Here is a 25859-nt window from a genome sequence, read left to right as displayed (position 1 = left end):
CAGATTATCCGGGGTGATGGGTTACACTCTGCGGCACTATGCCGTGGAAAACCACCACCCCAATGGAAGAGATCATTCGTTTCGTCAGCTTGGCGCAGACCGATCGGTTCACGATCACGGATCTGTGCGAGCAGTTTAACATCAGCCGGAAGACGGCCTATAAGCATTTGGAACGCTACGCCGAAGGCGGCCTGGCGGCTTTGAGCCCGCGCAGCCACCGCCCGCACCGTTTTCCGCAGCGCACGGACGCGCAGATCGAGAAGCTGGTCCTGGCGGAGCGTCGCCTGCACCGGACCTGGGGGCCGAAAAAGATCCAGGACTTGCTGGAGACCAAGCACGGGGTGGAACGGCCACCGGCTTGCAGCACCATCGGCGAGATCCTGCGGCGGCACGGGCAGAGCGTGAAGCGCCGCCGTCGGCCCGGGGTTTATCCCGCCCTCAACCAGGCGCTGACGGTGCCCAATCAGCCCAATCAGGTCTGGACCGTGGACTTCAAAGGCTGGTTCCTGCTCGGCAACAACCAGCGCTGCGATCCGCTGACCATCTGCGACCGCTACAGCCATTACGTCATGGCGGTGCGGGGCCAGCCCGACCAGCAGTTCCGCCGGACCCTGGGCACCTTCCGGGCGCTCATGCGCCAGACCGGCCTGCCCGAGATCATCCGGGTGGACCTTGGATCGCCCTTCGCCTCGACCGGGCTGGGCCGGCTCTCCGCCTTGAGCGTGTGGTGGATTGAGCAGGGCATCGAAGTCGAGTTCACCCGCCCGGCCTCGCCACAGGACAACGGCTCGCACGAGCGCATGCACCGCGATCTCAAGGCCGAGGCCACCCAACCTCCTTCGCCCACCTTCACCGCCCAGCAGCGCCGCTTCGAGCGCTGGCGGCACACCTACAACCACGAACGACCGCACGAGGCGCTGAACCTGCAACGTCCGGCCGAGGTTTACCGTCCCAGCACCCGACGCTTGAACGAGCACGACAAACCCATCGTCTATGCCCCGGAGTTCGAGGTGAAGGTGGTCAGCACCAGCGGCCATGTCGCCCACGAAGGAAAGAACTACCACCTCGGCGAAGCCTTCGCCGGCAAACGCGTGGGCCTGCGCCGTGCTCCCGACGGCCAGACGGAACTGCATTTTGCCAATATCCTGCTCGGCCATCTGCGCTTTGATGCCGAAGGTGGCCGCTTCAAACCGACCGCCTACGTCGCTCCCTTCCGCCCGATCCATCCAGAAAAGGGAGGGAGCCAAGCCCCCTCCCTTAAACCCTCCCCTTAAATATACTTGGCCTCCAACCCTTCCAACCTATCAACAAAAAGTGTCACCTATCACTCCGGATAGTTTGTTACCTATCACCGGATCATACCCGTTTGCTTGGAGACCAAGCCACCAACCTCATGTCTTGACTTTTGACAACTTGCGACAGCGGCATTGAAACAGGGGTCAAACTTTGCGCTATAACAACGCGCTCGGCAGAGAGCGAAAAGGATCGGGGTGACGGCATTTCTGTTCCTTGTTGAGTTGCCAGCCATGCGAGGGAGGCACCCGAGGCCTCCCCACCTGCCTGTCCCAAGCGAGCTTCCACGCTTCCTTGCATGGGTGCGACTCGAAGTCGGAAGTCGCTTCCCGACTTGGGCAACCTGCTTTTCCAGGCATTTCGCCCAGCGCTCTTACGTGCGCCATTTGGTAAAAATCATATGATCGGCCGGCGTCCCTTCAGATGCTTGCCCCCAAAGCGCCGTTTGCTTGAGTTGCCCTGCCCCCATGGTTCGCTCCCCGCCCCGCCGTCTCCGGCTCTTCTTTTTCGCCCTCGCGCTGGCGTGCCTCGCGTCCGCCACCTTCACCCCGGCCCAGGAAGTGCAGCACCACGGGCTCGTGTTCGAGCGCTGGGTCGACGACACCTTTTTCGACGGCTACCGCCCGCCGAGCTATACACAAAAGTGGGATATCCCGGCGTCGGCCAACAAACGCTACGGCGGCGTCCCCGTTAATCCCAAAGCCACGAAATTCCACACACCCGTCGATCTCGGCGATGCGCTGCGCCAGTTCGATATCGCCGAGTCCTTCATGCTGGTCATCGGCTATTGGCAACAGGAGGGCGACGCCAAGCGCTTCGTCAACATCGTCGCGCCGCGCATCGATCCCGCCGCATGGCGCAAGCTCTGGGGGCCCGTCACGCGCGCCGATCTCGCCCGCCTCGACGCCGTCATCAAAGACCGCTCCCTCACACCCCAGCAGGCGCGCGCCGCCGCCGCCCGGATGAAACGCGAACCGCCCTTCACTGAGTGCGTCTTCGTGCTCAATCCCAAGATCGACAGCAAAACACAGCGTCGCCTCCAGTGCAGCCTGCGCTTCGACGATGTCTTTCGCCATCTCGCGCCCGACGCCGATCGCAGCGCTCAGGAACACCCCGCGTTATTCGGCGTGCCTTTTCCCGCCGTCGTCCCGTCGAAATCCCGTACGATCCACGCGCCGCAGTGACGCGCGCCCGCCGCTCCTGCCGCGGCACGTCACATGATTTGGGTCTTCGCCGCCGCGCCGCCAAACAGCTCGCCCAGCACACTCCACGCCCGCCGCAGACCTGCGTCCTGCACCGACACGAATTTATACACATCGAGCACCGCCCTCTCATGTCCGCGATACCGCGGCGGCAGGAGTAGATACGAACGCCCTTCCTCCGTCACGATCGCCGAAAAGAACAACCCGCGTCCAATATACAACGCGTTCGTCGGCAGCGGCACCCGCCGCTCCGGCAGCACGAGCCACGGCTTGAACGCAAAGACCAGCGAGCCGTCCTCCTCTCGCCGCAACCGTCCGTAGGTCCGTGCCGGCACCTCCGGCAGGTTGCCGCCCGCAAACATCGCGTTCGCTTCGTCCGCCACGTGAAACCGCGTGCGCCGCAGCGTGAAGAAATCCCAGCAAAACGCCGACCCGAACGTCGTCAGCCGGAACGCCCAGCCCGCCAGAAAATACGCCACCACGATGATCGCGACCGCGAGCGCCGCGCCCGCCCACGGGTTGATGATCGCCGTCAACGCGAGCAGCCCCATGAGCCCCGTGCGCAAACTCTTCAACGCCGCGTCCACCGCCCCCCACGGGCTCAGCAAAATCAACACGTTGATCGCGTGCGACGCCATCCACACGAAACCGAAAGTCACGATCGCCACCGCCACCGCCGCCGCGCCCAGGAGCCAGCGGCCGTCGGCCGCGCCGAAATGCACCATCGCCAGCGCACTTGCTCCGCCGCCGCCCGCCGCGACCGGCGTCGATTGTCCCGCCTGCGCCGCCGTCATCATCAGAATCGGCACGACCGCTCCCGCCGCGATCAGCCCGCTGATTTTATTCTCCACGGTTTCCAGCATATCCAACGGCTTCTTCAACCCGGGTGGCACAATCGCTCCGAGCGCGTCCTTCGCCGCACACGCGCCGACCAGCAGCAGCGCCGGGGCAAAAAAATACCATTGCGCGAACCACGGGAGCTTCGCTCGCGCCGCGTCGTCCTTCGCCCGAAACCACTGATACGCGCCATACGCGCTCGTCCCCAACAGCGGCGAAATCGCGATCCCCGTCACCGCCGTTAACGCCTGCGCCACCGGCGCCGCCGGCGAGTGATCGACGGTTGCCGCGCTCCTCACCTCCGATGGTGCTGACCGCTCCGGCGATGCCACCGCCCGCACTTCGGCGCCACGCATCGCGCCAGCCGACAACGCCGCCCACATGAGAATCAGCGCCAGCGAACGAAAGCATGTCATGCCTCCATTCTGTGCGTCGCCCGCGCCGCCGCCAAACCCAAATCGCCGCCGCGCTCGCCCGCGTTCCGCCGGAGCGGAACGCGTCAGCGCCTCCCTGCTCGCGCGCTTACACCGTGTCGCGCTCGAGGTTCAACCACGCCACTTCCTCCGGCGTGAGGCTCACCTTGAGGCACGGCATTGAACTCACCGTCTCGCTGATCACCCGCGGACCGATCAACGCAAACGTGGGGAACGGCTGGTGCAGCACATACGCCGCCGCGATGTTGATCGGCGAAACGCCTTTCTCCTTCGCCAACGCGTAAGCCCGCTCGCGCCGCTGCCAGTTGTCCTCCGCATACCAGCACCGCGAGAGCTGCTCGTCGCCGAGCTTGTCGCGGCCCGCGCGCTCCGTGAAAAATCCGCGCGCCTGACTCGACCACGCCAGCAACGGCGTCTGCGTCTCCGTCAGCCACCGCCGCGTCGCCGCATCGCTCGCGCTGATGCAACCGCCCCACACGGGGTCCACCATCCGCGCGAGACTGAAATTATTGCTCAACACCCCGAAGCCTTGCACGCCCTTGCGCCGCGCATACTCGTTCGCCGCCGCCATGCGCTCGATCGTCCAGTTCGAGCCGCCGAACACCTTGATTTTCCCCGCGCGCACGTGCGCGTTGAGCACGTCGACGAACTCGCCCACCGGCACCTCGGGATTGTCGCGGTGCATGAGATACAAGTCCACGTAGTCGGTTTGCAGCCGCGCCATCGATTCCTCGAGCTGACGCGTCAGCCACTCCGGCGTGCAGAACGGCGTGTGCGCCCCCTTGGCCATCACGACCACCTGCGAACGCACGCCCCGGTTGCGGATCCATTGCCCGAGCAGCTTCTCCTGCAACCCGCCGCCGTAAACATACGCCGTGTCAAACGTGTTGCCGCCGCGCTCGACGTAGTCGTCCCACACCGCCGCGCCGTGCGCCATCGTCGTCTGGTTGTCGCAGCCCATCGGCAGTCGCGACACCGGCAACGCGAGCCCCTCGATCCGTCCGTAACGCATCGGCGCGTCCGCGCGCTTGGCCAGAGGCCGGCGCGTGTGCGTGTGCAGAAACGTCTCCGGCCGCTCGCTCTCGTAAACGAGTCCCGCCGCCTCGCGCCACGCGTCGAGCGCCGCCAGGTTGCCCAGCGTATCCGCCACGCTCATCTGCGGCACATCCTGCGCGCCGCGCGCGAGCGCCGCGGCAAACGCGTCCGCCTCCAGCCCGTAGAGATGCTCCGGCGTGGCGACCGCGATCTCCTCCACCGCGCCGCCTTTGTGCACAAAGATTTTCCCCACCTCGCCCTCGCTCGGCGGAATCCACGGCGACGGCACATGAATCCACCCCTCGCGCCCGTAAATGCGCGCCGACGAATCCTGCCCGAGACTGATCCCCGCCGCCACCTGCGCGATAAACCCGGTCGCAAACTTCATCGTCCCCGCCGCGTAAAGATCCACGCCCGTCTCCGGGTGCAGTTGCGCGGCGCCACTCACCTGCACCGGATTGAGAAACGCCTGCCCCGCCGCCGCACCTGCAATCAACCGTGCGAACGACACCGGATAGCAGCCCACATCCAGCATGCCGCCGCCACCGAGCGCGTTGCTCCACAGCCGGTGCTCCGCGTTGAAGCCCGCATCGAAACTGAACGTCGCCTGCACCGCGTGCACCGCCCCGATCGCGCCGCTGCGCACGAGCTCCACGACCTTCGCCGTCTGCGGATGGCATCGATACATGAACGCCTCCATCAACACCACGCCATGCGCGCGGCACGCCGCCTCCGCCACCATCGCCTCCGCGTAATTCAGTCCGAGTGGCTTTTCGCACAACACATGTTTCCCCGCCTCCGCCGCCCGCACGATCCACTCGACGTGCAGCGGATGCGGCGTCGCAATATAAACCGCCTCCACGCCCGGATCCGCGAGGAGCGCCTCATAACTGCCGTGCGCCCGCGCCACCCCGAATTCCTGCGCAAATTTCTTCGCCGCCGGGAGGGAGCGACTGCCGACGGCGGCGAGTTGCCCGGATTGCGAATGAGCGACACCGCGCGCGAAAATGCCCGCGATCCGCCCGGTGCTCAGGATGCCCCACTGGAGGGAAGTTTTCATAGGTTGGGTAACGCCCGCACGATGAAACGCCCCGCGCCGCCACTGCAAGCAACCGCCGCACAAAACGCCTCGCCCGCGCGCGAACATTCACGCTTTACCGCCACCACGCGCGCCCGCCGGCCGCTAGTCGTCGCGCTTGCCGCCGCCGCTCGCGCCGCTCCATGCTGCGCCGTGCTCACCAAAGCCGCCGTCCAGCGCCTCCGCTCCCTGCGCGAAAAGAAACACCGCGAAGCGCTCGGCTCGTTCGTCGTCGAAGGCGAAAAAGTCGTCGGCGAACTACTCGCCGCCGGCACCGTTTTCACCGAACTCTACGCCACCCCCGATTGGCCTGAACCGCCATCCCTCACGCTGACGCCTCCGGATGTGGACGGGGTGCCCTCACCCCGCAGCCCCACCTCCGAACTTACCTCACAACCGTCCACCCCCACGCAGCCCCCTGTGGGCGGGGTGCCCTCACCCCGCAACCCCACCGTCACCCGCATCACGCCCGACGAGATGGCGCGCGCCAGCCATTTTCCCACGCCCTCCACCATTCTCGCGGTCGGCCCGCTGCGCCGCCTCGACCTCGCCCCACGCGAACTTGATCGCGGCCTCACCCTGGCACTCGACGGCGTGCAGGATCCCGGCAACGTCGGCACGCTCCTGCGCCTCGCCGACTGGTTTGCCCTCGACCGCGTGCTGCTCTCGGCGGACTGCGCCGACCTGTTTCACCAAAAAACGATTAACGCGAGCATGGGCTCGTTCGCCCGCGTGCGCGTCAGCACCGTCGACCTCGCGGCCGCTCTCGACACCACGTCCGCAGCAATCTTCGGCTGCGATCTCGCCGGCACGGATGTGCACACGTGGGCGCCGCCTCGCGATGCCGTGATCGTGATCGGCAGTGAAGGCCGCGGGCTCTCCCCCGCCGTCCGCGCGCTCGTCACGGAGTTTCTCACGATCCCCCGCCACGGCCGCGCCGAATCGCTCAACGCCGCCCTCGCCGCCGCGATCGTCTGCGACAATCTGCGGCGCTGCTTGCGCTAAACCACGCCCACCGCGCCGTCGACCGGCCTCGCGGCCCTCCGACGACGCCCGCGCGTGCCGCCTTACTTTGCTTTGCTCGCCGAGCGCCCGCCCCGGCCGCTGCCGGTGCCCACCGTCAGCACCGTGCCGCCCAGCACGCCGATCGCGAACACCCCGAAATAAATCAACGCCGCGGACGCGTGAATGGGCGTTTTCTCCGTCGTCCCCGCGAGCGGGAAGAAGAACTTGATGTCGTGCGTGTTGTTCATGCCCACATAGAGCATGATGAAAAGAATCGCGAGAAACGCGATGGTGCGAAAGACGGCTTTGAGCATGGTGGCGGCGAGTGGAACCGCCTGATATGGTCCGCTCCTCCGACCTCGGCAAATGCAAACTCGCCGCTCCTCCGCGCGGCCCTCGTTTGCCTCACCCGCGCCACGCCTGCGCCCGCAACGCGCGCGGCGCCACCCCAAACAATTCCTTCACCCAGCGCGAAAAATGAAACGGCGTCTGGAACCCGCAGCGATACGCCACCTCGCCCACGGTCAACCCCGTCTCGCGCAACATTTGCGCCCCGCGCCGCGTGCGCGTTTCCCACACAAATCGGATCGGCGTGGTCCCCAGATGCTCGCGAAACAGTTTCACCAACTGCGCCCGCGAGACGCACGCCTCCGCCGCCAGCGTCGGCAGGTCGACGGCGTGCTCCCCCGCCTGGCCGATCCACTCGAGCACCCGCCGCAACGCGTCCGGCTCCTCCGTCTCGCCCCGCGCCTGCCGGGTCGCGCTAAAAACATACTCGTGCAACGCGGCCAGCCCCAATGCCTCCGCGAGTCCCGGCGAGTGTTCGCCCGTGTCGCGCGGCAAGCCCAGCCCCAACTCCATCAACTGCTCGAAGCGGCGCGTCACGCGCACCACCGCCGGCGCCCGCCCACACGCCTCCGCCAGATCCCGTCCCACCACCGCCGGATGCACCGCGCACCACGTGTGATGCGTCTTTTGTGCGAGCGAGAGTTGAAAAAACTCCCTTCCGCCCGGCCGAAACAACCCCACCTCGCCGGCCGCCACGCGGCGCGCGCGGCCATCGACGTCCACTCGCGCCTCACCTTCCAGCACGACCACCAATTGGTAATCCAACTGCACCCGCGGCCCGCACGTCCCTCCCGGTTCGTAGATCACATCGCCGAAATACACCCGCGGCGAACGCGCGCTGCGAAGACTTTTAGGTATGTTTTTGAGCCCGCCAAGGCTACCGGCACGCGGCATTGTGTGCTAATAGGTATGCCCTCGCATGAGCTCTGCAATCTTGGAAACACCCGCCGCCCCTTCCCTCGTCGTTGACACCGGCGGTTTCGCCGGCACCCGCCGCAGCGATTTTCCCGCCGTCCGCCCGACCGGCTACTTCTCGCCCGACGCCGATCCCGCGGCCGTCCAGCGCTTCTTCGCCGCCAACGGCTACCTCGTGCTCGAGGACGCGTTCTCCGCCGCCGAAATCGAAACCCTGAAACGCGAGACCACCCTCATCTGCCGCGGCGAACGCGGCGAGTTGCCCGATCACCCGCGCGCCGATCCAGCCGAGCTCGACGACTCCGTCCTCCGCCGCTTCCTCTGCATCCACTTCCCACACAAATGTTCGGCGGTCATGACCGCCGCCATCCACAACGCGCCCAGCGTCGCCGCGCTCACCCACGTCATCGGCCCCAACGTGAAGTTCATGCAATCGATGCTCTTCATCAAAGCCTCCGGCAAACCCGGCCAGGCCTGGCACCAGGACGAAGATTACATCCCCACTCGCGACCGCTCGCTGACCGGCGCGTGGATCGCCCTCGACCGCGCCACGATCGACAACGGCTGCCTCTGGGTTCTGCCCGGCTCGCATCGCCCCGGTATCCTCTGGGAGCAGCAGTGGCACGGCGACCGCCGCTTCGATTGCTCCGATCAATCGGTCGGCTTTCCCTATCGCGACGAACAGGCCGTCCCCGTCGAAGTCGCCGCCGGCTCAGTCGTGTTTTTCAACGGCTACCTGTTGCACCGCTCGCTGCCCAATCGCGCCCCCGAGGGCACCTATCGCCGCGCCTTGGTGAACCACTACATGAGCTGTGAATCGTTTCTCCCATGGGGCAAGACCCCTGACGATCAGCACAACGCACGCTACGATTACCGCGACATCATCATCGTCGCCGGCCAGGATCCCTACGCCTACCGCGGCTACGCGGATATTCAAAAACCCACCGTCCGCCCCAGCGGCGAAGGCGGCTGCGACAAATGGGGCGGCACCACCCGCACCTACCCTGCCGCCACCGAGCGCACCGCCCCCGTTCACGCCCCCGCGCCCACTCACCTCGCGCACGACGACTGACATTATATAGCGATTTCTTAAAAACGGCCGGCCCCGTCATCTCAGCCTCCCGTGTAGTCGCAGTGCCCTCACCCCGCCGCTCCGCTCGAAGATAATCAGCCCGCTCCCCGTCCGAACCAAATCCAACTGCAGGCTGGGTGCCCTCACCCCGCGCCTCACTCGCCGCGGCTCCCATCCGCCGGCACTATTAACTCCTCAGAAGAATGCTAGGCGAAGATCATCGCGATACCAGGGTTTCTCAATTCTACGGCAACGCGTAAACTTCCACTAACGCTTCACCCGACCCGCCATTTGCGCCAGATACTTGGATCGTGTAGGGCCGGCCTGCAGCAAGTTCGAGGACCATCGCAGCATCCTTGCTCCCAGTTTCGAGAGGAAAAGCACCCACCACTGAGAATGTCGACTCGAGACTCGATGCCCAATTATCATTCGATCCGATCAGAGTCCCGTCGCGATACACCTCCAGCTTCGGGTCGGATAAGATATCCGCGACTCCATATGTTGCCAACTTTGGCCCCACAGCGCGCAGAAGAACCTGCCGTGAGCCCTCGCCAGCCACGACTATGCCGGCTATCAGAATTTCACTACCCGTTCCTACGTGATATCTCGCCGAAACGTTGACGAGGGCCCGGCCGTCGTTTGAGCCTGCATCATAGGCTTCAACGAGCACTAAGCCAGTTGCGGCGCCGGATACGTGGACGGTGTGCGGACCGTTAAACGATGGCATAAACGCCGCGTCCTTGCTGCCGACATCGAACTGAAATGCGCCTAAGTCGCCGAAGACCGACGCCAGTGACATGTCCCAATCGTCGTTCTCACCGACCAAAGTATTGATCGCGTTGAAGAGTTTTAGGCCGGGATCGGAGCAACCCGTGATGCCGTAGCGATTGAGCGCCGGCCCGGCCGCGCGGACTAACACCGGCTTCGCACCGCCTTCCACGACAAACCCGGTGATGAGCGTCTCGCCGGCCGGCAGGCTGGCCCGCACCGACAAGTTCGACAAATACGCCGCCGGCGTTACCGAAAGAGCTACCGCCGACGTGCTTGTCGAGCCCGCGGTGTTCGTCAGCACGCACCAATACGAGCCGGCACTGCCCTTCTGCACATTGGCCAAGGACAACGTCGCAGAAGTGGCCCCCGCAATCATTGTTCCGTCGTGATACCACTGGAAGGTGACGCCTCCACCGATGAACCCAACGTTGAACACCGCAGTGCCGCCCTGGACAATAAACTGGCTTTCGGGCGCGACAACGATCTCGGGCGGTCCGTTGATGGCGAGCACGGCCTGACCATCGCCGGAGATCAAGTAGTAACTCGTCCGATCGAGTGCCATCGTAACGGTTCGAGTCCCGGGGCTGACGGTTGAAGCCGTACTGATCGGCACGTCGACAAAAGAGGAGCCAGCCGGGAGATCAACGCCCAGAGGGACAGGATTGAAGTCAATGCCGGGTCGAGCGGTGCCGGTAGCTTTAAATAACACCGGCACTCGGATCGCTTGGTCGCCGCCGATCCGGCTAATCCGAAACGCGGTGGATTGGCCTTTGCCGATCGAAGTGGCCAACACTGAAACTGTGAGCAGCGGTGGACCCGCGAAAACTCCACGCCTGTAACTGAGCCCGCTATAGGCCGGAGCATTCAAGACCGATGACACGCCTTTCGGGGTAATTTTGTCCGGCTGGAGAGAAATGCGGGCGACCCGCGGCTGATAGGAAAGGCTGCCAAAATCAAAATAATCGTTCGTAAAGACAACGAAATCGTCCGCAGCGGAATAGCGCGGATACGCGTAATAGATTGAACCAGGGCTATAACTGCTAACCGTTGCGACCGCACCATGTAGCAAATCGACTGCTATTACCCCGGAAGATGTCGGACTATTAAACTCAAGAAGCGCACGACCAGATGAGACGCGTCCGAAACTGGGATTGCCGATATCAATACCGGCATATGGTCCGGCCAGAGAATAGATCGATAGAGTTTGCAGATCGACGGCAAAAATCGACCATCCTTTTATCATTGTGCCATCTCCTAGGGTTGTGCTCGCCAGCCCGTCAAAAAGGGCAATTTGCCCGTCGGGAGATAGATCCACTTCGTCGACCGCGATCAATTGCAGGCCTGACGGTCCGTCCATGCTGGGCGCGTAAAGATCAATCGCTTGGGACACTCCATCATCACGGTTAACGAAAAAGAGCTTGTTAGCTGCGCGCCCTGTCGTCGGATCACGCGCGATCGCGGCTAAGTATTTACCATCCGCCGAAATGGAAACGGAGTTAAACACGCCGGGAGCTCGGGCGCGTTCGTCGAAGCTGCCATCGGTGCCAACCGCCACCAGATCATGTGTTGCGCTCACAAACACCGCCGTCGATCCGTCCGCAGTAATAGAAACGCGTGTGGATACACTCACCGGTTGGGCGGAAATGGGAACGAGGGCAGAGCCATCTCCCCGCGCCGCCTCGCGCCTCTTCAAATAGGAATTTCCGTCGAGCTCCTTGTAGACGAATAAGTAGGCATCGGCACCGCTGACCGGCGTTAAATCCTGAGGTTCTGCGACGCTCGCCGCGTCATAGATTTCCACCGCGTCGAACGCTTGGCCTGTTTTTTGGGCCTGGATTTCGCCCGCGCCGTAAAGTTCGCCTGCCGCAAGGACGCAAGCGCTCCGCAGATCGTAAAACGTGGAACGCGACGTCAACTTCGTACGCAACGCACGATAAAAGATATCGCGGGCTGCCGTAATACCAATGCCTCCGCCCTCTAGCCCTTCCGCCAACAGGTAAAAAGCGTGATTGGGAATGCCGCTGTTCATATGCACCCCTCCGTTGTCGTTAGTCGTCCTGACATATCCTGACATTGAGGCGGGCTGCCCAAAGAGAGCCGGGGCGCTCAGGCTCCGCGACGGGCGTAAGAGCGAAGTGCCCACCAACCAGTCGGCCGCTCCTGTCATGTATCCCTCACAGGCTTCTCCCATGATGTCGGAGAAACTCTCATTAAGAGCGCCCGACTCTCCTTGGTAAACCAATTGCGCTGTAGATCCCGTAACCGCATGAGTGAATTCGTGCGCAACGACGTCCAGAGCGGCAGGATAACGATCACCAGATCCAAACGTCAGAAAGTGGCTATTCCAAAAAGCATTGCTGAGAGTAGTGCCGTCGGCATTGCGGGCGCGGACGACGGCGATAACGTCAGCGCCTAGATTATCGAAGGAAATTCGGGACAGTGCGCCCGCATAGAAATCATACACACGACTAAGGTTGTAGGCTGCACTGACCGCTGCAGGCACATAACCGCCATTCAGATTCGCCGAACCACCAATAGGCGGACTCGAGGTAGCCACTTCTCCAGCGTCGTAAATCGAAATCGCTCCCTTGCCGGTCGCCGGTACATACATCGCCTTTGAAGTGTCTTTGAGGACGTAGGATGCTCCACTGGTCGATACGTTTAACGTGCGAGTCGCACCAAGCAAATCTACCCCAGAACCGGTGGCACTCGCATCGCAGATCTCGGAGTAGCTCAAAAGCACCAGTCCAGTCACCGCGCTGACGAATGTACTCCGCCGCTCGTCTGGCGTCTCCATTGTCACGTGATAGGCCAACTCTGGGACGTTCCCTTTGTCGCCGAAAACCACGAGCTTCGCTTCAGTCGTCAACCCTTGGGCTGCCGCCGGAAAGCCCCCACGCGCCAGTGCAACCTCGATCGCCTCGGCCTTCTCAATCGACGGTTGGGTGGAAGCCAGCGAGGGCGTGGGAATGTAACTTCCCGCAATAACCGTCAGCACGCCGGTTTCGCTCACGTTGCCAATTATTTCGCTCGGCCAGACAGGTATTCCATCGTAACGCTGCTGGAGCCGAACCACGTAGCCCGAGCCGTCGATCGCGTCGATCGTCGTTACTGCGAGTTCCTGAGCCGGGTTGCTGAGCAGGAACAGTTCCTTGTTGGTTTGCGTAAACCGTATCACCGCACTCACCGCCTCTTCAGGACCGCCCGGACTGCCCAACGCCAACGCCGGAGACGCTAAGGTGCGCACCGTGGCATCGGCGGCATCGCCTCGATACATAAGCTCTTTAGCCGGACCCCACCTTAGCTTTTGAAGCACTTTCCGCTGGGCCGTGGAAAGTTGCGGTTCCAGCGGCGCCGGAAAATTGCGCGCCCTAACTGGCACACTCTGAAGGCGGTGGTTCGCGGTCGGGTTGTGCACCCGTAACGCCGTGCGCATGGCGGCAAGAGTTTCTTCTTCGCTCTTTGTGAGCGGTCGGTGGTGCGCTGGCCCTAGCGGAATCGCCGAACGTGCGCCGACAACAGCGTGCGCAATATTAAGTCCCGAACGGGGTCCCGCAGCTGTATCGGCAAAGTCGGCACTGCCGCGGGGCCAAAAAGCGAGAATACAGAATAAAGCTACGGCAGTAAGATCAAGGACCGTTCCGGCTAACCTCAGCGCCTTGGTCTTCACCGCAACGACAATGAAATCCGAGAACGCGCAAAATCATCCGGCGTGAAGAACATGGAGAATTCTCTCATTCTAGAGCACTTACAGTGAACCCTCTCTATCATAACACCACTCCAAAACTCGGGAATTCCCGCTCGTCTGCGCCGTGCAACCGACGCTACAACTACTCTCCAAGTTTTACTCCCGCTCTCAACCCGCCTTCGCCGTCAACTCGTCGTAGGCGTCGGCTAGGTTTCCCGCCAGGCGGTTCGGTGCCGGCGCGTGAAAGTCCTCGAAACCGGGCATGTTTTCCAAAGTCACGATCTCCGCCTTCGCTTTGCCCGCGTCGATCTGCTTCTGCGTATAGTCGACCAACGCCGTCAGATAATCATGCATGACGCCGAGATCGCTCCGCGTGCCCGTCACCCCGAACTTCGGATTGCCGTGGCCGTATATATAAATCGCGTCCGCCGGATAGTCGCGCTGCGCCTCCGCCAGAATCTTGATCCAATTCCGAATCGAGGCGCCACCCGCCCGATCGATCACCGGGTAGATGCGGTTAAATACCAGATCGCCCATGTGCACCACGTTCGCCCGCTCAAACGTGATCACCGCGTCGCCGCCGGTGTGGCCCGGCCCGTTGAACTGCGCCGTCATCACTTCGCCGCCCACGTCGTGCCGCCAGACTTCAGGGAAAGTCGTGTCGGCGTAAACCTGCTGGGTCAGGCGCGCCCACGACGACACGTTGGGATTGCGCTCCGCCCGCTCCGCCGCCGCGAATTGCAACTTCGGCACGTTCGCCTGCGCGACGATCGTCCGCGCCACCGGCCGGAAGATGCCGTTGCCACTGGTGTGATCGGCGTGGTGATGCGTATTCAACACCACGTCGATCCGCCGGTCCTTGCGCCCCGGCAATCCGCCCAGGCAGATCCCTGCCGTGTCGGGAAACTGCGTATCGACGATCGCGAGCGCGTCCTTGTCCGCCAGCCAGCCGATCGTGCCGCCCCGGCCTGTAAACACCCCCACGTCGCGCCGTAGGGTTCGAAATTCCGTGGCCGTCGCTGCGCTCGCCGCGGCCTTCTGCCCTGCTGCGGACGCCGTGGCCGACGACGCCGACTCCTTGCCTTTTCCCACTGCCCAACCCGTGAACATCGCGGCCGAGGAACTTACGAGGAAATCGCGTCGGTTCATGCTGCGACCATGCGCAACCTCCCGCCCGACGCAATCTCCCGCCGCACGAAAGCTCGCCTCCTCCCGCGCGGCTCGCGCGCCCAACGCACGTCCCACGCGGCCGGGAAATTCTCTGTAACCTTTCGCCGCCTCCTCGGTTTCCCTCGCCACTGACCTCCATGTATCGCCGTGATCGCCGACCTGACCGATTTCCGCATTTCCTCCCGCCCACCGGCGGCTAACGCTCGCGCCCGCTTCGCCGTGGACACCGCCACCCCCGCCTCCGATCACGCCCTCATGCTCGCCGTTCGCGATGGGGAACTCGATTCACTGGGCGAACTCTTCGAACGCCACCACGGTCCCCTCTTCGGTTTTCTTTACAAGCTCACTGGCCAGCGCGCGGCTGCGGAAGACATCGCGCAGATCGTCTTTCAACGCATTCTCAAATACCGCCACACCTACCGCGATGAAGGGTCGTTCACCGCCTGGCTCTACCAACTCGCCCGCCGCTGCGCCGCCGACCATTTTCGCCAGTCCACCCGGCTGCCCACCGCCACCGATCCCGCTATCCTGCACACGCACGCGGACGACGCGCCCGACGCCAGCGACCGCGCCACGACCCGTGACGACCATGCGCTGCTCCACACCGCGCTCGGCCGCCTCGCCCGCGACGACCGCGAGGTCCTCCTCCTCAGCCGCTTTCAAGAACTCTCGTTCGCCGAGATCGCCGGCATCCTTGAATGCTCCGTCGGCGCCGCGAAAGTCCGCGCGCACCGCGCCCTCCGCGCCTTGCGCGACCACTATTTTCAACTGCAAAAGGAGCCCTTGTCATGAACTGCACCCTGGCCCGCGACCACTTTCCGGACTTGCTCGATCAACGCCTCGCCGCGCCCGTCGCGGCGGATGTGCGCGCGCATCTCGCCCATTGCCCCGACTGCCAGCGCGAATTTGCCGCCCTCAATAAAACCCTGGCGGCCCTCGACGCCCTGCCCGCCCCCGCCCCCAGTCCCCGCCTGCGCACCCACTTTTACGCGCTGCTCGAAGAGGAGAAAAACTCCGCCGCCAGCGTCGCCGCGGCCGCGCGTCGCGCCTCGCAACGCACGCGCTCTACGCTCTTGCGCTGGATCTTCGCCCCCGTCGCCGCCTGCGGCCTGCTCATCGTCGGCTTCCTCGCCGGCACCCGCTACGCTCCACCCGCGGTCATCCCGGCCGCCGCTCCCGCCGCAGATCCCGCCACGGCGCGCGAACTCGCGGACTTGCGGCACCGCGTCGATTCGATGGGCCAACTCGTCAGTTATTCGCTCCTGCAGGAACGCTCCACGCCCGAGCGCCTGCAAGGCGTCCTCTCCTCCATGGCCGCCGCGAAAGCCGATCCGCAGGTGCTCACTCAACTCATCGGCGCACTCGCCCTCGATCCCAGCGTCAACGTCCGCCTCACCGCCCTCGATGCGCTTTACCCGCACGCCGGCGAAGACGTTGTCCGCGCCGGCGTGCTCGCGTCACTCCCCCGCGAACAAAGCCCCCTCGTCCAAGTGTCGATGATCGACTTTCTCGTCGCCGCCCGCGACCGCGAGGCCGCCGGCACCCTCGAGCAACTCACGCGCGACACCGCCGTCGACCGCTCCGTGCGCGAAGCCGCCAAGCGCGGCCTCGCCCAGCTCTGATCGCCGCACCCGGCTCCCTTTCACCACTGAGACTGCCACCACCCGCCCACCCTTCGTCTCACCGCGGCCCCGCCGCCTCACCCTATGAAAACCCATTCGCTCTATTCCTCATTCCTCATTGCGGCCGCGGCCGCCGTGATCCTGCTCGCCGCCGCCTTCGCCGTGCCTGCTGCCCACGCGGCCGACGATATCGCCACCCTTAAATTCTCCGATCCCGCGCAGCCCGGCACATTGAAAATCCGCGCCAACATGGGCGACTTTCGCATTCACGGCGCCGATGTGGCCGAAATCACCGTCAAGTCCAGCATCACCTCCGAACGCCCCGCCCCTCGCGCCGACGGCCTGCGCGTGCTCTCCTCCTCCGCTTCTTATTCGCTCAACGAAAAGAGCAACGTCGCCACGCTCGAGTTCGGCTACACCTCCTGGCCCAGCCAGCCCGGCGAGTTCGATATCACGGTGCCCCGCCACACCGCCATCGCGATCGCCTCCACGTACGGCGGCGACGTCAAAATCGCCGACGTCACCGGCGACATCGAAGCCAAAAGCGTCAACGGCGAAATCCACCTCGACCGCGTCAGCGGCAGCGTGCTCATCGAGACCATGAACGGCGAAATCTTCGCCAACTTCCCCACGCTCACCGCCGGGAAACCTCTCTCGTTCTCCACCATGAACGGCGAGGTGCACCTCCGCGTCCCGGCCGATGCCAAGGCCAATCTCAAACTGCGCACCCAGAACGGCGCCGTCCTCACCGACTTCGACGAGAAAGCCCTCGTCACCAAAACCCAATCCCTCGGCAGTCCGAATCGCGCCCACGGCGTCTCCACCGCCGAAATCCAATCCGCCGTGCGCGAAGGCGTCCGCGTCGCCCGCGAAGTCGCTCGCGATGCCGCCCGCGCCGCCCGTGAGGCCGCCCGCGCGGCCCGCGACGGCGCCGTCGCCGATCACGACGCCCCCGCGGCCGACGACAGCTCCGATGAAAATTCCCCGCCGGATGCCGTCGCCCCGATGCCGCCCATTCCCCCGCTCCCGCCCATGACCGGAGGCAAACTCGTGTCCGGCACGCTCAACGGCGGCGGCGTCGACGTCAGCGTCACGACCATGAACGGCGACATCACCTTCCGGAAATACGACGGCAAAACGGCCGACAAATAAGTCTCCGTCGCGCCCCGGCGGCCCGGCGCCCGCGCCGCCGTTTCTCCCGTGCGGGTCTCGCTGCGCCTCCTTCGTTTTCCCGCCGGCCCTTTCCGGGCCGGCCTTTTCTTTTGCCCCGCGACCTGCTCTCGTTCGCGCGTGTCCAGCTCCACCTCGCGCGACGTCGACGCGACATCCGCCTCTCCCCACGTTTGTCAGAATTGCGGCGCCGCGCTGCACGGTCCCTATTGCTCACACTGCGGCCAGCACGATATCGACTACCACCGGTCGTTCCACCACGTCGCCCACGACTTGCTGGAAAACGTGTTTCACTTCGAGGGAAAGTTTTTCAGCAGCGTCGCCTTGTTGCTGGCGAAACCCGGCCAGCTCACCCGCGAGTTCATCGCCGGCCGCCGGCAGAGCCAGCTCAACCCCCTGCGGTTTTACCTCTTCGTCAGCGTCCTCTTCTTCCTCGTCGTCACGTTCCTCAACCACGGCCACCTGGTGAACGTCGACGAGCAGGCGCTCATTCACCTCGATCCCACCGCGCCCGCATCCGCGTCCGCGTCGGCGAAAGCGCCGGCGCCACGCGACAATTTCGACGCCCGACTCGAACGCAAATTCAAGTCCGGCGAGCTCAACGCCGTGCAAATCGTCCACGAGTTGGAGCATCGCGTGCCCACGCTTTTCTTCCTCGGCGTGCCGTTGTTCGCCCTGCTGCTGCGTCTGCTCTACCTCGGCTCCGGACGCTATTACGTGGAGCACCTGATCTTCTCGCTCCACTTGCACACGTGGGCCTTTCTCGCCTCCCTCCTGGGCGACGGCTACGGCCAGCTTTTCGCCCTCGGTCCCCGCTGGCTCGCCGGCGGCTTTCGCTTCGCCTTCGGCGTCTGGCTCGTCGCTTACCTGCTCGCCTCGTTTCACACGGTTTATCGGCAATCGTGGAAAAAATCCGCGCTGAAAGCCGCAGCCGCGACCCTCGCTTACGCCTTCAGCCTCGCCTTCGTCGCCGCCGGCCTCGCGCTCGCCACCGTGTTCTGGCTGGCCCTCGACTAGAAACGCCGCGTCGTCGACGCGCCTTTCTTCCTGCGCGGAGACCCGCAGGTTTCCGCCTCTCGCCCGGCCGTTCCCAAGCACGGATTTTTCGCCGTAACGCGTTTCCCATCGACCGTTTCCGCCACTTTCTGCGTCGGTCGGGTATTCGTGCGCGATGCCGTTGGATTAGCGGCCCTCTTAACTCCGTTGCCGGGCAACGAGGGATTGGCGAGTGGCAGAATTCCTGCAACCTTTGTCCCTCGGCCGGGTTACACCGGTCGCTGACTACACCATGCTACTGCCCGTTGTCCTCTTCGCTTTACTCACTGTCCTCGTCCTCACCGACGCCGAACCCGGCGGCCCGTGAGGTGACGCTTCGCCGTAGGATTCTACGATAGGAAATAGTGGGCCGTGCGCTCCATCGCGCGGCCAAACCGCCGCGGGGCCCTGCGCTGGACGTTCGCACCTCGCACTCCACTGCGCCCGGTTCGTCCGCATTGCGGCGGACGATGACTAGCCAGCCGCCGCGTCACCGCGCGTCTCGCCTTCGCGCCCGTTCGCTCAACGTCGCCGCGCGCCGAACGGCAACGCCGCCACCACCGCCAGCCCGCTCGCGAAAAACAAACCCGTGACGACGATCGCCGCCTGAAAGCCAAACCCCGTCGTCACCCATCCAAACATGAACGGCCCAAACACCCCCGCCAGTTTCCCAAAGAAACCCCAATAGCCGAAAAATTCCCCGCCGCGCCCCGGCGGCGTGAGGCCCGACACCACCGCGCGCCCCGACGACTGCAGCGAGCCCATCGCGGCGCCCGCAATCACCCCGATCGCGTAAAACTCTCCCTTCGTGTGGCACACCGCCGCCCACCCGCACACGATCAGCCACAGCGCGAGCGATAGCACCAGCGAGACCTTCGCGCCGAGGCGGTCCTGCAGCAGCCCGAACCCGTAGGCGCCGGCCACACCCGCGACCTGCAACACGATGAACAACACGATCACTTCGCTCTGCGTCATGTGCAGGGTCTGCGTCGCAAACACCGAGGCGAACGCGATCACCGCCGTCAACCCCACCATGTAAAGCGTCATCGCGAGGAAAAACCGCGCGAGCGTGCGGTGCTGCGGCAGATCGCGCCGCATCTCCCGGATTTGGCCCCACGCGAGCGATACGTAGCTCTCTCCCTTCGCCAGCGACCGCCGCCGTGCGCGCTCGCGCAACAACAGCGTCGGCAGGCAGGCGAGCAGGAAAAAAGCGCCTGTCATCACAAACGTCCACGGCGCGCGCCCCTCGCCGCTCTGCAAGATCACCAGCGCCAGCACGAGGCTCACGAGCCCGCCGAGATAACCAAACGCCCACCCGAAACCCGAGATGCGCCCCACGTTCTCCGCCGTGCTGATTTCCGGCAGAAACGCCGCGCAAAAATTCTCGCCCAGCGAGAACGTCATGTTCGCCACAATCACCAGCGCGAGGGCCAGCCACACGTCCCCCGCGCCCGTGAAATACAGCGCCGCCGTCGCGATCGAGCACACCACCGCCGAACCCATCAAAAACGTCTTCTTGCGCGCCGTCACGTCCGCCACCGCGCCCAACAACGGCGCGAGCAAAATCACCACCACCTGCGAAACGGCGAGCGCCGTGCCCCACCAGCCCGGCCCCCGCGGATCGTTGCCGGCCACGACCCGCATGAAATAAACCGCGTAAACGACCGTGATGATGACCGTCGTGAACGCCGAGTTGGCGAAGTCGAAACAACACCACCCAAAAATCTCGCGCTTGCGCACCGGCGGAGGGTCAAACGGCGAGACCGTGGAAACGCTGCTCATCGTGGCGCGCAGTTAGCTCAACCCCCGCCGCGAAAGCGAGTTGAACTTGGCGGCCCCGCCAGCCCAACCGCGCGTGACGCGTCAGCGTCTCGTCAGCGTCCGCATCCGCCGCCGCGTGGGCGGGGTGCACTCACCCCGCATTCTCCGCCAATCTGTGGGCGGGGTGCCCTCACCCCGCATTCTTCGCCAATCTGTGGGCGGGGTGCCCTCACCCCGCATTCTCCCGCCGTGCCGCCACGGCGCCCTCACGCACCCTCACTCGCTAAACCCCGCTTACTTCGCCAACGGCTTCAGCAGCGAAAACTTCCCGCTCGCCGCCGGCGCGATGAACTTCCGGCGAAACGCGTTCACGCGCACGCCCTCGCCCAGCAACCCCGCGAGTCGCGTCTCCACCTCGCTCGTCGCGGTGTGATCCGCCACGTAGTGGAAGTCCCAACGCACCGCACTGGTCTGCACCAGCATGTAATGCCAGCACGCGAAATTCGCCGGCAGCGCCGCGTCGATGTCGGTCGGCGAGACCAAGGAGCCATCCGGCCGAAAATACAGGCCCGACTCGCGCCCGAGCACGCGATAACCCGTCGGAAATTTCTGCACGATGTCGCCCGTGCGATAGCGCAGCAGCGGCATCGCCTCGCGCCCGCGCGTCGTCACCGCGATTTGAAACACATCGCTCAACCCCTGCCACGGCGTCAGCTCCACGAACGCGTTTTCATCGATCACCTGCGAGTTGTCCTTGAACGCCTCGCCCACAAACAGGTAACCCGCTTCCGTCGAGCCATAGAGATCGACCTGCGGCGCCGGAAACGCCTCGGCGATCCGCCGCCCGTGCTGCGCGCTCGCCTTGCCATACGTGAGAATCACCGCGCGGATGCTCGGCACCTTCACACCGCGCTTCTGCACCGCGCGCGCCAGCAGCGACAAATAAACCGGCTCCCCTTCGAGCACCTCCGGCTGCGTCGCCTGCAACTCCAGCACGATGCGATCCCACTCCGGGTCCAAAAACGCGAACGGATCGCTCGACAGGTTGAGGTAAACCGTGCCGTCAAAATACCGGTTCGGAAACGGATGGTCCTCGTAAGGACACAGGTTGCTGGAGCAGCCCACCGGCGCGAGCACACACTTGCGATACGGACGCCCCACGAACTCCCGCAGGATCGGCGACGCACGGTAAGCGCGCTCCGTCTGCGCATTCCACCAACCATCCTCCATGATGACGGTCATGGGACTCTGCGTCGTCCCGCCCGTGGCCTCATATTCGAAACGCTTGTCGCGCAGGCCGCGCTCCACCTCGGCGTAATCGCCGAAAAACGCCTGGTGCCCGCGCTCCACGATTTCCTGTTTCGAGAGGACCGGGATCTCGCTGTAACACGACCACTTCAACGGGTCGGCGTGCAGCGGAAAGCGTTGGCCGTAAAGCGGACTCCGCGCGTAAATGGCCCGAATCTCGGTTTCGAGCGGGCTGGGCAAAGTATCGGCCACGCCCGGAGCAAGGGCGGCCGGGCTGTTGGCAAATTCAAGCGCAGGCATGGGTAAACGGGGCGCAAGGTATGCGTGCCTCAACTGGCAAGTCAAACGTTGCGCCCGGTCTCCCCTACGTGGCGGCACGCGTCCGCGTTTCGTTTTCTCCGCCGCCGCGCTTCTTCATGCCGCGCGCCAATTTCCCGCCAGCCTCTCGCCGCCGCCACGCTGAACGAATGCCCTTCCCCTCGCGCCCGCCACCCTCACCGCGGCCGCATCGTTTCCCAATACTTCTGAAAAAAAAGCAACGCGTTGAGCACGAGGCCGTGCGTGATCTCGCCCGCATGCACGCGCGCCAGCACCTCCTCCACCGGCAGCGTCGTCACCTCGATCTCCTCGTCCGCGTCCCACTCCAACGCCGCCGTCTGCGCGGCTTGTTCCACCAGCACGAAGTGACACCGGTTGCTCTGGATCGCCGGATTCGGATGCACGCTTCCCAGCAGGCGCGCCGGTGCGCCGATGAACCCCGTTTCCTCCCGCAACTCACGCGGCCCGCCGACCAGCGGGTCCTCGCCCACGTGCATCACTCCGCCCGGGATTTCCCACGAAAACGCCTCCGTGCCGAAACGAAACTGCCGCACCAACACCAGATGATGGTCCGGCGTCAGCGCCAGCACGTTCACCCAATCCGGCGGATGCGCCACGATGAAGTCCCGCTCCGTCAGCCGCACCGGATGCCGGTAGCGCGTGCTGCGCAGTTCAAAGACCCGCGTCGATGCGAGCAACGCGTGCCCGAGCTTTTCCCAACGCGCGATCTTCGCCGGATCCGTCGGTTCGTTCGTCGCCATGCGCCCACCGTGTAGGTTAACGTGTCCCGCTTTCCAACGCGTATTTTCCCTCCCGCGATTCGCCCCCGCGCCTCACCGCGCCAGCCGCGCGCGGCTTGTACGAGCCACCGCCTTCGCCCTTGCCACGGTTCGCGTGCGCAGCGGACCCATCCGCCCTGCGCGAGGGTTTCGACTCCGATCTTCGCCTCGTCCGGCTCCGTGGACTCGGTTCCGGACTCGCTGCACTCTGTGACCCAAAAATCCGCCTGCCCGCCGCCGTGAAACCACAAAAAAACCTCCCGCGTTTTGGCGGGAGGTTTTCGTTTACGATCCAGCGTGTGGACCGCAGAAATTACTTCTTCGGCAGTTTGATCTTCTGGCCGACGTGCAGCTTCGAGGAATCGACGCCCGGGTTCACCGCCTGGATGTCCGCGATCGAGGTGCCGTGGGACCGCGCGATCTTCGCAAACGAGTCGCCGCTCTTGATCACGTATTCGCCTTCGCCCGCGACCACGGGACCGCTGCTGCCACCCTTCGCGGCTTTCACCGGCGCCGCCTTGGCGGATTCTTCCAGCTTCGTGAGCGAAGCGTGGATGTTGCCCAAGTCGCCGCCGACTTGGTTAAACGCATCCTGCGTCGAACGCGTGAGCGCCGCGATGTCGCGGGACGCCTTCTCGCTCGCCGCCGAGGAGGAGTTGACTTGCGACTCGAGGGTATCGATGCGGGCCACCTTCTCCTCATGTGCAGCCAAGGTGCGATTCACCTTGGCCAGGCTGATGGCGGCGTAGCCGCTCAGCAACAAGGCAATGACCCCGACGATAATGCCGCCGACGGGGAGCATGCTGTTATTTTCCCGAGAAATAGTGTCCATGGAAGTAGAGATGGTTTGCGACCGATAGTAGAAACAGGGGGCGAAGCAAGCAGAGATTGCTCACATTTCCTCTCGGGAAACGTCCGGCAGCGAGCGTTTCGTTCCCGTGGTCGCGGCGCAGGTCCCTGCACGCGTCGATCCCAACGGGTCCACCCCGTCCGCTGGATTGTTGCACAGGTCACGCGTCATTTTCCGCGTAGCGGAGCGCGTCAGCGCCTCGTTCTCTCACCGCTCCGTCCCCACGGTTCGATGTCCGTTGTAGCGGACGGACGACAAAATGGTCGGGGCGACAGGATTCGAACCTGCGACCTCCTGGTCCCAAACCAGGCGCTCTACCAGGCTAAGCTACACCCCGCGACGCGGCCCGAACCCTTGGCTGATTGCGGAACGTGTCAACGCCGGTCTCTGCGCGCAGGTTTCCCTACGTGGAGTTAGTCTCTCACGCACCGAGCTAATAGCAGAAGGGGAATTCAACTCCGACACCGGACTGTTCTCCTCCCGGACAATGAAATACGCATTTTGACGTTGCTGCCAAGTGAGACACTTGGCCTATTTTCAATCGCCCCCCATGTCCTAGCCCCGTGTTATTGCGTTGTAGGTTGCGAGCTTTTGCCCGGACCTGCGGTTTCTAATCAAGCCCCATTTGATTCGCTTTAGGAATTTACACTCACACACCTCTAACTTTACCCCTTCACGCCTATGAACGCCGCGGCTTCTTCTCTAGACAAAGCATCCATTCAAATGTCGCGCCTAATGGCCGTGGTACTGACGCTAATCGTTCTTACGTTTGCGCCTGCGACAAATGCTCAAAATAACGGCGATAGCTTACAATGGAATAGTGCGTCTGGGTCTAGTTGGACAAGCAGCAGTAATTTTTGGTACGATAACAACACAGCCGCTGCAATTAATCTCAACTCCGCCAGCAAGCGCAATAATACATATGACTTCATATTTGCCGGCACAGGCACAAATAGCGCCGCACCAAAGACTACTATGACAATTTCGAGTGTTAATATATATGCAACTAGCATCACATTTCAGAATAACTTCAATGATACGAACACCACTACTATTTCTAACGGAGGCGCGACCAGTAATGCACTTGTTCTTGGTGCGGGCTCTGGAAGTGGCGGTGGTTCGCCTACAACTTGGAACATCACTGACAACGCAAACTCAGGAACAATCAGCCTAGTACCAACTACCTCGACTGGCTTGCTATCTTTATCCCTATATTCCAATGGCATAGTAAATGTAGCAAGCGGCGGCACAATTCACATTTCATCGGCCATAAACGACTTCGATGGATCGCATCACGGCGGCATAATTAAAAGTGGATCCGGCACGCTTGTCCTCGACGCCGCGAATGGTTTTACAGCCGGGATCACGATCAATGCCGGGACGCTTAGCACCGGCCACAACAGCGCCCTCGGCTCCGGCTCGGCCATCGTGAACTCCGGTGGCACCTTGGCCGTCGGCGGCGGACTCACGGTCGCCAACAACATCAATGTCGCCTCCGGTGGCACGTTGACCGGCGGAGCCGCCTCCGTGTTCACTGGGACCATCAGCGGCACGGGCAGCTTGGGCGGCACAGTCACCATCGGCAGCGGGGGCTCGCTCGCCCCCGGCAACAGTCCCGGTAATCTGACGGTCGCGAATGGTGGCACTCTCACCTTCGATTCCGGCTCAACGTTCAATTGGCAGCTCGATAGCCTGACGGACAACACCGGCGGCACCGCCGGATCCAATTGGGATTTGATCACGCTTTCCAGCGGCGCGTCGCTCATCGCGACCAGCGGCCTCCTCGCTCCCGAATTCATCGACCCGGCGGTCGCTCCAGGCTCCAATGCGTTTTGGAATTCCAACCATTCGTGGACGATCGTGGCCAACGGCAGCGGCGGTTCGATCACGGGGTCGTTCACGATCAATAATTCGAGCTGGAGCAGCTACGGCAGCTTCAGCACCAGCGGGAGTGGCTCCAACAGCCAGATCCTCACTTGGACCGCGTCCGCGATTCCCGAGCCGTCGACCTACGCCGCGTTGCTCGGCGGGGCGATGCTCGGCTGGGTGGCCATCCGTCGCCGCCGGATGAAGTCGCTCAAATAATCCGTTCGGACTCGCTCGCACACGGTGCGGGCTTCTGGGACTGCGCGCGTCGGAGAAGAGCATAACCGGCAAGCGTTGTGCCAAGGCCTCGGCCGGGGCGTTCCGCCGGAGTCTCCGAACCTCCGAACACCCCTCGGCGAGAT

At 63.8% G+C, this 25859-nt stretch carries 19 protein-coding genes and 1 tRNA gene; 9 read left to right on the top strand and 11 right to left on the bottom strand.

Annotated features, from left to right (window positions below; translation table 11 throughout):
* Window positions 1–38: 38 nt before the first annotated feature.
* Complete coding sequence (locus K0B96_RS02605; RefSeq protein ID WP_220163504.1) at window positions 39–1274, top strand: integrase core domain-containing protein; 1236 nt, start codon at window positions 39–41, stop codon at window positions 1272–1274.
* Between the two features lie 486 nt (window positions 1275–1760).
* A complete protein-coding gene (locus K0B96_RS02600) occupies window positions 1761–2477 on the top strand; it encodes a hypothetical protein (protein WP_220163502.1) in 717 nt (238 codons plus the stop codon).
* 29 nt (window positions 2478–2506) lie between these two features.
* Here the strand turns inward: K0B96_RS02600 and K0B96_RS02595 are convergent, their stop codons facing one another.
* Window positions 2507–3748, bottom strand: coding sequence for a hypothetical protein (locus K0B96_RS02595; protein WP_220163499.1), 1242 nt, complete (start codon window positions 3746–3748; stop codon window positions 2507–2509).
* A gap of 106 nt (window positions 3749–3854) precedes the next feature.
* Window positions 3855–5861, bottom strand: coding sequence for an aldo/keto reductase (locus tag K0B96_RS02590; protein WP_220163497.1), 2007 nt, complete (start codon window positions 5859–5861; stop codon window positions 3855–3857).
* A 171-nt stretch (window positions 5862–6032) separates the two neighbouring features.
* Here K0B96_RS02590 and K0B96_RS02585 point away from each other — a divergent pair, with 171 nt between their 5' ends.
* Window positions 6033–6884 (top strand): TrmH family RNA methyltransferase, encoded by an 852-nt coding sequence (locus tag K0B96_RS02585; protein ID WP_255558815.1) that lies wholly within the window; start codon window positions 6033–6035, stop codon window positions 6882–6884.
* A gap of 62 nt (window positions 6885–6946) precedes the next feature.
* Here K0B96_RS02585 and K0B96_RS02580 read toward each other — a convergent pair whose 3' ends face one another.
* Together K0B96_RS02580 and K0B96_RS02575 are read right to left on the bottom strand one after the other, a co-directional pair.
* Complete coding sequence (locus K0B96_RS02580) at window positions 6947–7198, bottom strand: hypothetical protein (RefSeq protein WP_220163487.1); 252 nt, start codon at window positions 7196–7198, stop codon at window positions 6947–6949.
* A gap of 91 nt (window positions 7199–7289) precedes the next feature.
* Window positions 7290–8039 carry an AraC family transcriptional regulator gene (locus tag K0B96_RS02575; RefSeq protein WP_220163485.1) on the bottom strand — a complete coding sequence of 250 codons (750 nt, stop codon included), beginning with the start codon at window positions 8037–8039 and terminating at the stop codon, window positions 7290–7292.
* A 112-nt stretch (window positions 8040–8151) separates the two neighbouring features.
* On the opposite strand from K0B96_RS02575, the gene K0B96_RS02570 reads away from it, so the two are divergent.
* Window positions 8152–9219: a phytanoyl-CoA dioxygenase family protein gene (locus K0B96_RS02570; RefSeq protein ID WP_220163483.1), complete on the top strand. Its 1068-nt coding sequence runs from the start codon at window positions 8152–8154 to the stop codon at window positions 9217–9219.
* A gap of 244 nt (window positions 9220–9463) precedes the next feature.
* Here K0B96_RS02570 and K0B96_RS02565 read toward each other — a convergent pair whose 3' ends face one another.
* Both K0B96_RS02565 and K0B96_RS02560 read right to left on the bottom strand, forming a co-directional pair.
* Entirely contained in the window at window positions 9464–13426 is a 3963-nt protein-coding gene (locus K0B96_RS02565) for a M4 family metallopeptidase (protein ID WP_220163481.1), read from the bottom strand.
* Between the two features lie 420 nt (window positions 13427–13846).
* Window positions 13847–14827, bottom strand: coding sequence for an MBL fold metallo-hydrolase (locus tag K0B96_RS02560; protein ID WP_220163479.1), 981 nt, complete (start codon window positions 14825–14827; stop codon window positions 13847–13849).
* Window positions 14828–14995: 168 nt separating this feature from the next.
* Here K0B96_RS02560 and K0B96_RS02555 point away from each other — a divergent pair, with 168 nt between their 5' ends.
* The 4 genes from K0B96_RS02555 to K0B96_RS02540 all read left to right on the top strand — a co-directional run bounded on the left by K0B96_RS02555 (window position 14996) and on the right by K0B96_RS02540 (window position 18657).
* The gene (locus tag K0B96_RS02555; protein WP_220163477.1) at window positions 14996–15640 is read left to right on the top strand and encodes an RNA polymerase sigma factor; all 645 of its coding nucleotides are present in this window, start codon (window positions 14996–14998) and stop codon (window positions 15638–15640) included.
* Window positions 15637–16470, top strand: coding sequence for a zf-HC2 domain-containing protein (locus tag K0B96_RS02550; RefSeq protein ID WP_220163476.1), 834 nt, complete (start codon window positions 15637–15639; stop codon window positions 16468–16470). Before K0B96_RS02555 ends, K0B96_RS02550 begins: the two co-directional genes overlap by 4 nt.
* 84 nt (window positions 16471–16554) lie before the next feature.
* Window positions 16555–17622 (top strand): DUF4097 family beta strand repeat-containing protein, encoded by a 1068-nt coding sequence (locus K0B96_RS02545; protein ID WP_220163473.1) that lies wholly within the window; start codon window positions 16555–16557, stop codon window positions 17620–17622.
* A 138-nt stretch (window positions 17623–17760) separates the two neighbouring features.
* Window positions 17761–18657, top strand: coding sequence for a DUF3667 domain-containing protein (locus K0B96_RS02540; RefSeq protein ID WP_220163471.1), 897 nt, complete (start codon window positions 17761–17763; stop codon window positions 18655–18657).
* A gap of 540 nt (window positions 18658–19197) precedes the next feature.
* Here the strand turns inward: K0B96_RS02540 and K0B96_RS02535 are convergent.
* The 5 genes from K0B96_RS02535 to K0B96_RS02515 all read right to left on the bottom strand — a co-directional run bounded on the left by K0B96_RS02535 (window position 19198) and on the right by K0B96_RS02515 (window position 23968).
* Window positions 19198–20457, bottom strand: a complete 1260-nt coding sequence (locus K0B96_RS02535; protein WP_220163470.1) for an MFS transporter — start codon at window positions 20455–20457, stop codon at window positions 19198–19200.
* 273 nt (window positions 20458–20730) lie between these two features.
* Window positions 20731–21984 (bottom strand): phenylacetate--CoA ligase family protein, encoded by a 1254-nt coding sequence (locus K0B96_RS02530; protein WP_220163468.1) that lies wholly within the window; start codon window positions 21982–21984, stop codon window positions 20731–20733.
* Between the two features lie 194 nt (window positions 21985–22178).
* The gene (locus K0B96_RS02525) at window positions 22179–22763 is read right to left on the bottom strand and encodes an NUDIX hydrolase (protein WP_220163466.1); all 585 of its coding nucleotides are present in this window, start codon (window positions 22761–22763) and stop codon (window positions 22179–22181) included.
* Between the two features lie 331 nt (window positions 22764–23094).
* Window positions 23095–23613: a LysM peptidoglycan-binding domain-containing protein gene (locus K0B96_RS02520; protein WP_220163464.1), complete on the bottom strand. Its 519-nt coding sequence runs from the start codon at window positions 23611–23613 to the stop codon at window positions 23095–23097.
* Between the two features lie 278 nt (window positions 23614–23891).
* Window positions 23892–23968, bottom strand: a tRNA-Pro gene (locus K0B96_RS02515).
* Window positions 23969–24825: 857 nt separating this feature from the next.
* Here K0B96_RS02515 and K0B96_RS02510 point away from each other — a divergent pair.
* Entirely contained in the window at window positions 24826–25716 is an 891-nt protein-coding gene (locus K0B96_RS02510; protein ID WP_220163462.1) for an autotransporter-associated beta strand repeat-containing protein, read from the top strand.
* The last annotated feature ends 143 nt before the right edge of the window (window positions 25717–25859 follow it).

The organism is Horticoccus luteus, from assembly GCF_019464535.1.
Taxonomy (GTDB): Bacteria; Verrucomicrobiota; Verrucomicrobiia; order Opitutales; family Opitutaceae; genus Horticoccus; species Horticoccus luteus.
Note: the sequence above shows the minus strand (reverse complement) of the source record. Positions and strands in the feature narration are given on the sequence as shown.